The following is an 11,645-nucleotide window of genomic DNA, read 5'->3' as shown; positions in this document are numbered from 1 at the left end:
TTTATTCTCTCCAATCCTGAACAATGTTTCCGTCACGAATAACGATTTGACGTGCTGCGGCTTCCCCGATTTCACGATCGTGAGTAATCATAATAATCGTTGAACCTTGCTTGTTTAATTCATAAAATAGATTTACAATTTGTTCACTTGTTTTCGTATCTAGTGCACCTGTTGGTTCATCTGCCAAAATAAATTTCGGGTTATTTACAATTGCGCGTGCAACTGCAACGCGTTGTTTTTGTCCACCTGACAATTCATTTGGAAAGTGGGTATCGCGATCAGCTAAACCAACTTTTGTTAAGGCTGCTAATGAACGCTCTTGTCTTTCCTTTTTATCGACTCCCGCATAAATAAGTGGTAATTCAATGTTTTGCAACGCTGTAAGTCGTGGCAGTAACATGAAGTTTTGAAATACGAATCCAATCTCTTTATTACGAACATGCGCAAGCTCGGTTTCAGACATGTTTGAAATATTTTGTCCAGCTAATTCATAGGAACCTGTCGTAGGCTTATCTAAACACCCAATAATATTCATTAATGTTGATTTACCAGAACCAGAAGGCCCCATGATAGAAGTGAAATCTCCCTGATTTAGCGTTACATCAATTCCGTGCAATATTTGAATGGATTCTTCACCATTTTGAAAAGATTTTGTAATGCCTTGTAAATTAATCATTGCGTGGCAACCTCCATACCATCTTTTAGATTTACAGTAGGTCTAGAGATAATTTTTTCTCCTTTTTTCACTCCGGAAATTTTTGCTTCATTACTTGTTTCAAATTCAACCGTAACAACTTGTTCTTTTGCTTTTCCGTCTTTTACAACAAAGACAACGTTTTTATCACCTTTTTTTAAAATACTGGTCTTTGGAATGACTGTACCCTTTGCTTCGCCTGATTTAGTTTCTACGTATACGTGGAAACCATTTTGTAAGCCTTCACTATTGTCTAACGTCACAGTAAATGGATAACTAGAAACTGTTTTGTTTTCATCCATACTTTTTAATGGTGTAGAACCAATTTCTGTTATTTTTCCTGTCCATGTTTTACCCGCTACAGTTTTTGATGAAACTGTTATTTCTTGTCCAATTTTTACATTAGCAAGTTCAAATTCAGACATTTGACCTGCTACTTTAAATGGACCTGCATGGCGAAGTGTAATTCCGCTCATACCGTTTCTTTCATTAGAAGCTGTAATAATATCATCAATTACACCGTCAGCAGGACTCATAACAGAAAGTGTGTTTACTTTCTCTTTTGCTACTTTAATCATTTCATCCGCTTTTTCTACTTCAAACTTCTTCATTTCAAGCTGTGATTCTAATTGTTGAATTTCAATCTCTGACGCTTTTACTGCTTCTGCAGGAAGACCAGCATTTTTATCTTTTTGTAGCTTTTGTTTTGCTGCATCAATTTGTTTTTGTTGTAATGTTACTTCTTTTTGTGCAATTTTCTTTTGCATTTCCACTTCTGTTACACCTTGTTTAACAGTTGGATCATTGTATTTAAACAGAAGCTGTCCTTTCTTTACTTCATCGCCTTTTTTAACAGCTAGTTCATTCGTACCTTTTGTTGGATCAAATGAAATGATCTCCATTCCATTTGGAATCACTTCACCAGCAAACTTTTGCTGATTTTCGATTTGTTTTTCTAGTACTTCAGATGTTTTATAGGTCATAACTGGTTCAGAACTTCCGGCAAAATTCATATAAGCCCCAGCTCCTATACCAACTGTTAATACACCAACAATGACTACCTTATTTACTGTCTTCATATTATCCTCACTATTTCTTGTACTTTATTTTTGGAGACCATTATTTCCGTTTGTATAATTAGTTAACATTTTTAGAAATTATATATAAATTAGATTTCAAAGTATTAACATATCTCTTTTAAAATCAAATTGTGATAAAAATCTAGGCGTATACTTTTCGCAATATAAAAAGCCCCACCTTTTATTAGTAATTTCTCTTTGGCCTAACCTATAAATAGGATAGAAGAAATTAATTAAATAAAAAGTGGGGTAATAATTAAATATTTATTAAATTTTTCAATTCTCTTCTTTTGGTAATCTCACTTCAAAAATTGTTCTCACTACATTACTTTCTGCAGAAATCTTCCCATTATGTTTCTCAACAATATTTTTAGCAATAAATAATCCAAGACCCGTACTATTTTTCTGTACTGTTCTTGCTTTATCACCTGTATAAAACATATCAAAAAGATAAGGTAACTCTTCTTCTGGTATACTTTCTCCATAATTAATAATCTGTACAACAACGTCTCCATCTTCAATGTATCCATTCATATCAACAAACTTCCCATTATTTCCATATCGAACCGCATTTGTTAGAAGATTTTCAAATACTCGTGCTAACAAATTCCCGTCACCGTTGATAGTTAAATTTGGTGCAACATGTAATCTAGCCTCTAATTGATTTTTCTCTAATAATGGATATAATTCCAAATCTAATTGCACGAGCAATTCACTTATATTAATGTTTTTTTTATCTATTTGTTGTACACCATAGTTCATTCGTGTAATTTCAAATAACTCATCAATTAAACTTTCAAGTCGTTGTGATTTTGCGAATGCAATTGTAGAATAATATTTAATTTGTTCCGCAGTTAAGTTTTTCTCATTGAGAATTAAATCTAAATAACCTAGGACAGATGTTAATGGTGTTCTTAAATCATGAGCTAAGTTAACAACAAGTTGATCTTTACTACTTTCTGCAAAGTCTCCTCGTTCAACCGCCTCTTTTAATTTTTCACTTGCAATATTAATTGCGCGTGCAATATCGCTGAATTCATCATTTGATGAAATATAAACTTTATGTGTGAAATCTCCTTTAGAGAGATGATGAATGCCATTAGAAATTTCATCAAAATACCTTAAATAAGGTTTCGTTAAAAAGAAAAAGAATAAAATAGATAGCAAAGTGAAGGAAAGGAAAGAGAAATAAATACTTCCCCCAACCACTCTATTTGCTACATAGTCTTCATGACTAACCATCATTCTAAAAGAGAACCCTAATGTTTTATAAATTATATATGTTCCGAAAGCTGCTAACATCATACTTAGTGCAAACAAGGCAATCATTTTAAACCTAAAACTTTTTACTATTTTAGCCATTGAAAGTATAACCTACTCCCCATATCGTTTTTATTAACTTGTTCTTCCTTTTATCTTCTCCAAGTTTCTTTCGTAAAGTACGAATATGCACCGTAACTGTATTATTGTTATCATCATAATAATCATTTGTCCATATCTGCTGAAAAATATTTTCAAGGCTATATACTTTTTTCGGATGACTTGCCAATAAATATAAAATATCAAACTCTTTTGGTGTCAAATCAATTCGTTCTCCGTATACATGTACCGTTCTTTTCTCAAAATCAATGACAACGCCTCCAGCCTCTAAAACAGATGTTTCTTCTACTTTCGGTTGATTTAACGTAAGAAATCGGCGAAGTTGAGCATTCACACGTGCAACTAATTCAATTGGTGTAAAAGGTTTCGTCATATAATCATCTGCACCTAGTACAAGACCCGTCACTTTATCAAAATCAGATGTTTTCGCACTTAAGAAAATAATTGGCATATTTTGTTTAGTACGGATTTGACGCGTCACCTCATAACCATCCATTTTTGGCATCATGATGTCTAAAACCACTAAATCAATTGCCTGCGATTGAATAATTTCAATTGCGGCTTCTCCATCAGTTGCTTTTACAACCTGGTATCCTTCTTTTTTTAAATGTATTTCAATTAATTCAGCAATCTTCAAGTCATCATCAGCTATTAGAATTGTAATCGGCTTCATTTTATCCTACCTCTTCTTTTTCTTCCTTATATTCAAATAAAAAATTGATTACTCTATTAATTTCATCTGCAAAATTACTAATGTGTAATTCATTCTTTTTGAAAATAGTTTGAATTCCTATCATTCCCTTAAAAAGACAAATTCTTTTAGTATTTTTTGAATGGCTATAAAATTCCACGTTTCTACATTGAAATCTTATCATTTTCAGAAGGAAAGTGCAGAATGTCTCTAATAAAGCATATTTTTAAATACCTTACTAGCATCATTCTAATATTTTCCCTCATTGAAAATGTAGCTCCATTATGAATAGAACTTATCGCATACAGCCAAGTTTGGAATAAAGTATCATTGACTAGATAACAAGCAAAACCAGCTTGTATTCCATTACATACATATCAAATATATATAATATCTAGATTGCTTTTTAGCCATACATCTAAAGTTCCTTTATCAATCCATAGTTTCTTCTATAATTTTGAAGGCATCCTACTTTGTTTTTTTATACGTACATACTTTTTCTACCCATGGAAAATAAATTGTTAATTTGTCTTTATCTTGTACCATTTTTTGTTTTTGAGTAAAATTGTTTCCATAATCAATATTTATCCATTCATTATCAAGCCAAGTGTATGTCCCTGCATTTTTATATTCATTTGCTATTTTTTGAGTATGCATCTCTATTAACCATATAGTTTTCTTTTTTTTATTTTCTGGATTAACTTCGATTTTCTTATCAAACTGGTAAGAAACAGGACAAGTAGTGTCATTATCCGCTAATCTCCAATTCCCATTCAATTCTTTACCGCTACATCCAATTAGCAATAAACTAAAGCTAATTGGAACAATTAACTTTTTTATTTTTTTCATTATACATTTACCTTTCATTATCACTTTTTTATCTAATGCGTAGCTCAGTACAATTCCTTCTTTAACAGAAAGGTATTATATGAATTCCAACATGTATAAGATAGAGAAAATTAATTAAATAAAATGTAGGGCAAATATAAAATTTTCATTAAATTTTTAAACTCTCTGCATTTTGCAATCTTATTTTAAATATTGCTCTTATTTCATTACTTCCAGCAAGCCTTGTTCACTTATGCTATTTAAAGATACCTTTAAGCAAAATAAATGTGCTTAAAAATATCTTCCTATAAAAGATTAATTACTTTTAAGATTTAAATATTAAAACAGATTATTGGGAAATCAATATTAGTTTGTAGAGGTATAATTATGGTAGAAAATGTAAAGAGATAATTTTATATGTAAAATATTCACACAAGAAATTTATCCAAGGTAGAAAAATAGTAAAATAATAGGAGTTAAGTTTATGAAACTATTAAAACTGAAGAAAAATACTTTTATAAAATAGTGAAAGAATATGAAGCACACAAAGTAACAACTAACCTATAACGAATTAGAATCGAAAATTTCTTAGAGTAGAAAAATCGGCTTTTTTTATGTCAAAATTTGCTTAGCGTATACTTTCGTTAAAATGCGGGTGGTATCCCATTTAGAAGAGAAAGTAAAGGACGTCGAAAAAAAGAAATATATCAATGGTGCGGAACCAATGGTAGCCCCTGATCGATTGGAGTGTCAATTCAATACATCCAGGTTTACGGATGTGACGTATCTCTTATTAGGAGAGCGTACCTTATATTTATCAACGATCATGGATGCCCTTAATCGCGAAATTATTAGTTGTGTCATCAACGAATTACAAACACTGACATTAGCGACGAAGACATTGAAACAAGCAATGAGAGGGTGAAAAGTAAAAAATATCATCCTTCACTCATATCAAGGAAGTATTTATACTGCGAAGGAATTTCAAGCGTATGCCAAACAAAACGGCATCATCACCAACATGTCCCGTAAAAGAAATTGCCATGATAATGCCGTCATGGAAAGCTTCTTTCGCCATTTAAAAAGTGAAGCTTTCGATTCACAAAAGATAACAAAAGTATCCAAACTGTGCGAAAGATTGCGCTAGAATACATTCATCACTACAATTATGTGAAAATTCAATGAAAACCAAACCACCTATCCCCTAAAGAATTTAGGGAACAGATGGTTTAGGTGTTTTGATATGTGTCCCGTTGTCGGGGGTCACTTTACCTCACGTCGTAAGGGGTTTTATTACTTCGCAAAACTTTCAGCCAACTGTTTCTCTCTCCACATAAATGTAATAGCGAGACCAACTATTAAAACAACGCCTGAAAATGCATATGGATAATGAATATTCATATCAAATAATATTCCGCCCATCGCTGGTCCTGCGATATTTCCTAAACTCGTATAAGTCGAGTTCATACCAGCGACGAATCCTTGCTCTTTTCCGGCTGCTTTTGATAAAAATGTCGTTAAAGCTGGACGAAGTAAATCAAATGCTAAGAAAATGAAGCAAGTAACGAGAAGTACAATCCAATAATTAAAGACTACAGTTGAGACGAATGCTAATACTGCACCTACAATTAAACATATTTGAATTAACACTTTCTCACCGAACATGTCTACCAATTTGCCAAACATAAATACTTGCACAACTACCCCAAAGATTGAACTAATTGTAATAATTGCTGCGATATCTTTCGGCGAGAAGCCAAATTTATGATCAGAGAACAAGCTAAACACTGTTTCATACGCTGATAATCCGAATGCGAGTACAAATACGATAATAAATGCAATTGCATACATTGGATGTAATGATTTCTTTAAATCACCAATAAAACTTGATTCCTTCGTATTAGAAGAAATCTCTGCAAGTTCTTCTTTCGTTAACGGTTCTTTTAAAATAAAGATCGAAATCACACATGCTATAAAAGCAATTACTGCTGCAACGAAAAACGGCACACGTATACCGTATTCTGCAATAAATCCGCCGATTCCAGGACCTATAATGAATCCAGTACTAATAGCCGCAGATAAGTATCCCATCGCCTTTGGACGTTCCTGAATAGATGTAATATCCGCAACATATGCCGTAACACCAGGCATAATAAAAGCAGCACTAATTCCGCCTAATACCCTTGCTACATAAAGCATCCATACATCTTTTCCTAATCCAAAAAGAAGCTCTGAAACACCAAAAATAAATAATCCAATGATTATCATTTTCTTTCTACCGTAAAGATCAACCCACCGGCCTGTAATAGGTGAAGTAATGAGCTGTGCCATTGCAAACACTGCAACGAGATATCCCATCGTCTTCCCTGTTAAATGCATATCATTCATAAAGGACGGCATAACCGGAATGATTAATCCAATCCCTAGAAAAGCGATAAATATATTACTCAAAAGAATGACCAATACCATCTTTTGTTCTTTTATCGGTTTCTTCACTTTTTAACACCTCTTCCCGTAAGTTCCTCTCAAAAAATAATGCCCAAGAAGCTTTTTCTTTATCCTTCTATTTGTGGGCTGGTCATGAGTAGAGATGCCCCCTACTCGTTAGAATTTCACACTATCCTTCCACACATACATACGCATCAGGTGAATGACTATCATTCAGTTTTCCTCAAAAATGAACCTACCTTTTCAGACAGGTTCATCTCACTATTTCTTTATATGTAGTGCATGTGTTAAAAAATCTAGTACTTCTGCCTTTTGCAAATCGACTTGCTCATCATCTTTATGATCATATAAATACACTTGTTCCGCTGCTGATTCAACTAGAGCGATAAATAACTTCGCTGTTCGCTCTGCGTGAACCGAATCACGAATTTCACCGGCTTCTTTTGCCTCATTTAAAAATTCACTTAGCCACATATAAAGAGGCTCATACACAGCTTCCCACTCTTTTATATGTTCTGTAGATGCAAGACCAGCATACATTAAAGCTTGTATTTCACGATATTCAGCTATAAAGTGAAACACCGCATCTATTACTTGCGTCACTTTACTTGAGAAAGGCGCATCGTTTTGCACTTCTTCTTTCACTGCAAGTATCATCTTTTCAACCATCACTTCTGCTATTGCAGGCATAACAGATAACTTAGAAGGAAAATATAAATAGAAAGTTCCTTGCGCAATGCCAGCTAATTTCACGATATCAGAAATCTTCGTTTTTTCGACGCCCTTTTCCTGAAACACTTCAATAGCTGCATAGACAATTTTCTCTTTTTTATTCATCATCTAAACCCTTTCACACGCATATTGAATGACTGTCACTCATTTTATAAGATAATCGATTGTACTGTCAATGATAGTGAACTCTAAGAGGAAATCATTTTTTTATAATAAAATCTCCTAATAAACAATTAGGAGATAAAAATACAATATATCTTTAAGAAAGTGCCTTTAATCCTGTCACTCCACATACAATAAGAAACACACTAATGATACGCGCTTTACTTTTCGACTCACCAAACAAGAACATGTTTAACAAAACTGCACCTGCTGTTCCGATACCAATCCAAACCGCATACGCGACACTTACTTGTAAAAATAAGAAGGAAGTATACAAAAATGCGAAGGATGTAGCAAACCCACCTATATAAATCGCACCATTGGCTAATGTCTTATCTTTACTATACATTTTAAGTCCTATCACACCGACTATTTCACTAATTGCAGCACAAAATACGAAAAACCAACCCATTTTTAAGCAACTCCTTCCACAGTTTCTTCTTTATTGTCAGCTAACTTTAAACCGATAACGCCGGCTACTACCATAAGAATGAAGAATAGTTTGCCTGCGCTGAAACTTCCACCGAAAAGAAATACATCCATTAAGAAAGTACCTACCGTACCAGCTCCAGCGAAAATAGCATATACAGTTCCTGTTGCAAGATGTTCACACGCTTTAGAAAGGAAGTGAAAATCAACAGCGATAACTCCTAAAATAATAATCCAATGCCACCAAGTATTAGCCGTATTAAAACCAAACACCCAAAAAATTTCAAAGATACATGTTAATATGACATATAACCAAGCTCTATTTTTCATACCTCTCACCTCTTATGACTGACTATCAGTCATTTTTATTTTAAAAAAATATACTCTTTCATCAATACTATATAAAAACAACTATCATCCTCATTTACCATTGTATTTGTTCCATTTCTAAGCTAACTGCATCCTGTCACACAAAAATGACTGAATGTCATTCATATATATTGTACATGAACATTTTAAAAATTGTCAATGCCGAAAGTTTATTTAAAATTTCTTTCATCCTATTTGTATATTTTTTAATAATCTGTCAATAATGCTAGTAACATAATATTTTCTCCACTCCCCCTTGGAGAGATCCCTTGAATGGAGCAGTTAGCTTTTGCTAGCTGCTCTTTTTTATTTATCCATACACTATGATGAAATACTTATAGATCAAATCCATTTTTCATCACATAACAACCATCTATTTATTTTCCAATGAGTTTTTGTATGCACTAATTTTATTCTCAAGCATCTTCTCTGTAACTTCTAAGTTTTCTCTTTGAATCTGAATAGATTTCCTATGATCTTCTAGGAGCTGTAAACGAGCTTCTGTTGTATGCTCCCCTTCTGTATATAATCTAGCGTATTCTCTTATTTTCGCTATTGGCATTTGCGTTTGTTTTAATTTCATTACAAACTGCAACCACTTTATATGTGACTCTTCGTAAAGTCGATTTCCATTTGTATCACGATTTGCAATTAATATATTTTCCTTTTCATAATAACGTAGTGTATGTGTGCTCACGCCTAATAATTTTGCTACCTCGCTAATTGTGTACATACTAAAACTCCCTTCACATGCTTACCCTCATATATTTTATAACCGTATCAAATTTATAAAAAACGTTTGACTTAGAGTATACTCTAACAAATACAATCTAACCATAAATGAATTTGAATTTAGGGGGATTTTATATGAAATACACGGTTATTACTGGCGCAAGTTCCGGAATTGGTTATGAAGCAGCTTTAGCATTTGCATCTCGCGGAAAAAATTTAGTACTTGTAGCTCGAAGACAAGAAGAATTAAACGAATTAAAATTGAAAATTAACGAAATGCATCCAGAATTGGATGTTGTCATTCGAAAAACTGATTTATCTGTTACTGCAGATGTTTATAAACTTTATGAAAGCCTACAATCTTTTCAAATTGAAACATGGATTAACAACGCAGGTTTTGGTAATTTCGCCTCAATTGCTGAACAAAATTTAAATAAAATCGAAACGATGTTACATGTAAATATAGAAGCACTAACAATACTCTCTTCTCTTTTCGTTCGAGATTATTCAATGGTTGATGGAACACAGCTTATTAACGTTTCATCGGGCGGCGGATACACAATTGTTGCTGATGCTGTTACGTATTGCGCTACGAAATTCTATGTAAGTGCATTTACAGAAGGGTTGTCTCACGAACTGAAAGAACAAGGCGCAAAACTGCAAGCAAAAGTTTTAGCTCCTGCTGCAACTGAAACAGAATTTGCAAAGCGTTCATTTGATATTGATGAATTCCAATACGATAATGTTGTACCGAAATTCCACACTGCAAAACAAATGGCACAATTTATGCTCGATCTTTATGATAATGATAAAGTTGTAGGAATTGTTGACGGTTTAACGTATAACTATGAACTTAAAGATCCACTTTATAATTTTGCCGTAAGACAAAAGAATTCAAATTCTTAATAACCTGTCCATTTCTTATGGAAATATATATTCCCACTATATATGTAAATAATAGTGGGAACTTTTTCCCTATAAATTTTTCATCCAACATACCGCACCATCGCCACTTCATCACAATAATCCACCTTTGGGCAATGTCTACAATCAATCCATACTTTCTCTGGCAACGTTTCTTTATTTACAAAATCAAATCCACACTTTTGAAAAAATACTGTTTCATATGTTAAGGAAATTACTCTTCTTACATTTATTTTCGTAGCTTCCTCCATTACATGATTTACGAGCATACGCCCTATCCCTTTCCCTGCATATGTATGCGAAACTACTAACGATCGTATTTCTGCAAGATCTTCCCCCAATACATGCAATCCAGCAACTCCAACAATTCTCTCGTCTTCTTTCATAACATATAAACATTGCAAATATTGATAAAGAGACAAAAGAGAACGTGGTAAAACAACTCCCTCTTTTGCATAAACCTCAATAAGACTATAAATTTCTTTCACATCACTCGTCACCGCATTACAGATTTTCATATTACATCCCCTTGCCCTCGATATTAATATTTATAACTTTAAATGAATTTTAATTCATAATTTTATATAATAATACAGCTCTCTTTTCTCCTCGTCAATCACTTTATACAAACAAAAAACCAAGCAATCTAATCGATGCTCGGTTCCTCATCTCGTATCGGCAATACTGTTGAATATTTAATTTCACGAAGTGCCAAACTCGTCTGTATACGTGTAATACCAAGCTTATTCAGCTTTCTAATAAACTGCTCTAGTTCTTTACGATCACGATTTGCAACCTTTAATAAATAATCGTACTCTCCTGTTAAACAGTGACATTCTAACACTTCCGGCATTGATTCTAATTCTTTCTCCAACACTTCCAACTTGTCAAATTGATGAATATTCGTACTCATAAAAATAAAGCATAATAAATCAAACCCAAGCTTTTCTTGATTTAAAATCGCAACTTGCTTATCGATGAAACCTTCCCCATCTAACCTTTTTATTCTTGCATGCATCGCAGCCGGTGATAAATTAACGCGACGTGCCAGCTCTGCATTACTTACTTGTGAATCCTTCTGCAATATATCTAAAATTTGTACATCCAAATCATCCAACACTTTAATAACAGACGACTCCATTACAATTCCTCCTTTTTTCTTACCGATGATTATTCG

At 33.2% G+C, this 11,645-nt stretch carries 13 protein-coding genes and 1 pseudogene; 2 read left to right on the top strand and 12 right to left on the bottom strand.

From position 1 onward, the window contains the following. Nucleotide 1: 1 nt before the first annotated feature. The 5 genes from NST27_RS04310 to NST27_RS04290 form a co-directional block, all read right to left on the bottom strand. Nucleotides 2-676: an ABC transporter ATP-binding protein gene (locus tag NST27_RS04310; protein WP_000609181.1), complete on the bottom strand. Its 675-nt coding sequence runs from the start codon at nt 674-676 to the stop codon at nt 2-4. After that, complete coding sequence (locus NST27_RS04305; protein WP_000859792.1) at nt 673-1,773, bottom strand: efflux RND transporter periplasmic adaptor subunit; 1,101 nt, start codon at nt 1,771-1,773, stop codon at nt 673-675. Before NST27_RS04305 ends, NST27_RS04310 begins: the two co-directional genes overlap by 4 nt. A gap of 276 nt (nt 1,774-2,049) precedes the next feature. Further along, the gene (locus tag NST27_RS04300; protein WP_001074332.1) at nt 2,050-3,135 is read right to left on the bottom strand and encodes a HAMP domain-containing sensor histidine kinase; all 1,086 of its coding nucleotides are present in this window, start codon (nt 3,133-3,135) and stop codon (nt 2,050-2,052) included. Beyond that, nucleotides 3,128-3,826, bottom strand: a complete 699-nt coding sequence (locus tag NST27_RS04295; protein WP_000802755.1) for a response regulator transcription factor — start codon at nt 3,824-3,826, stop codon at nt 3,128-3,130. The genes NST27_RS04300 and NST27_RS04295 overlap by 8 nt, the downstream gene beginning before the upstream one ends. Nucleotides 3,827-4,312: 486 nt before the next feature. After that, nucleotides 4,313-4,693, bottom strand: coding sequence for a hypothetical protein (locus NST27_RS04290; protein WP_000721367.1), 381 nt, complete (start codon nt 4,691-4,693; stop codon nt 4,313-4,315). Nucleotides 4,694-5,363: 670 nt separating this feature from the next. Here NST27_RS04290 and NST27_RS04285 point away from each other — a divergent pair. Beyond that, a pseudogene (locus tag NST27_RS04285) lies at nt 5,364-5,857 on the top strand (DDE-type integrase/transposase/recombinase); the annotation flags it as partial. A 108-nt stretch (nt 5,858-5,965) separates the two neighbouring features. Here NST27_RS04285 and NST27_RS04280 read toward each other — a convergent pair. The 5 genes from NST27_RS04280 to NST27_RS04260 form a co-directional block, all read right to left on the bottom strand. Further along, complete coding sequence (locus NST27_RS04280) at nt 5,966-7,168, bottom strand: MFS transporter (protein ID WP_000742955.1); 1,203 nt, start codon at nt 7,166-7,168, stop codon at nt 5,966-5,968. 213 nt (nt 7,169-7,381) lie between these two features. Then, nucleotides 7,382-7,960, bottom strand: coding sequence for a TetR family transcriptional regulator (locus NST27_RS04275; RefSeq protein WP_002004485.1), 579 nt, complete (start codon nt 7,958-7,960; stop codon nt 7,382-7,384). A gap of 151 nt (nt 7,961-8,111) precedes the next feature. Continuing rightward, nucleotides 8,112-8,426, bottom strand: coding sequence for a DMT family transporter (locus NST27_RS04270; RefSeq protein ID WP_000539671.1), 315 nt, complete (start codon nt 8,424-8,426; stop codon nt 8,112-8,114). Nucleotides 8,427-8,428: 2 nt separating this feature from the next. Beyond that, complete coding sequence (locus NST27_RS04265) at nt 8,429-8,773, bottom strand: DMT family transporter (protein WP_000796019.1); 345 nt, start codon at nt 8,771-8,773, stop codon at nt 8,429-8,431. Nucleotides 8,774-9,185: 412 nt separating this feature from the next. Continuing rightward, complete coding sequence (locus NST27_RS04260) at nt 9,186-9,545, bottom strand: MerR family transcriptional regulator (RefSeq protein WP_000288069.1); 360 nt, start codon at nt 9,543-9,545, stop codon at nt 9,186-9,188. A gap of 134 nt (nt 9,546-9,679) precedes the next feature. Between NST27_RS04260 and NST27_RS04255 the strand changes: the two genes are divergently transcribed. After that, nucleotides 9,680-10,450, top strand: a complete 771-nt coding sequence (locus tag NST27_RS04255) for an SDR family NAD(P)-dependent oxidoreductase (protein ID WP_000878075.1) — start codon at nt 9,680-9,682, stop codon at nt 10,448-10,450. An 80-nt stretch (nt 10,451-10,530) separates the two neighbouring features. On the opposite strand, the gene NST27_RS04250 is transcribed toward NST27_RS04255, so the two are convergent. Together NST27_RS04250 and NST27_RS04245 are read right to left on the bottom strand one after the other, a co-directional pair. Continuing rightward, complete coding sequence (locus NST27_RS04250; protein WP_000686667.1) at nt 10,531-10,986, bottom strand: N-acetyltransferase; 456 nt, start codon at nt 10,984-10,986, stop codon at nt 10,531-10,533. Nucleotides 10,987-11,114: 128 nt separating this feature from the next. Further along, nucleotides 11,115-11,609: an Lrp/AsnC family transcriptional regulator gene (locus NST27_RS04245; protein ID WP_000446088.1), complete on the bottom strand. Its 495-nt coding sequence runs from the start codon at nt 11,607-11,609 to the stop codon at nt 11,115-11,117. Between the last annotated feature and the right edge of the window lie 36 nt (nt 11,610-11,645).

Origin of the sequence: Bacillus sp. FSL W8-0770, assembly GCF_038008705.1 — a bacterium.
GTDB lineage: Bacteria > Bacillota > Bacilli > Bacillales > Bacillaceae_G > Bacillus_A > Bacillus_A cereus.
This window is presented reverse-complemented; position numbering and strand designations above follow the sequence as displayed.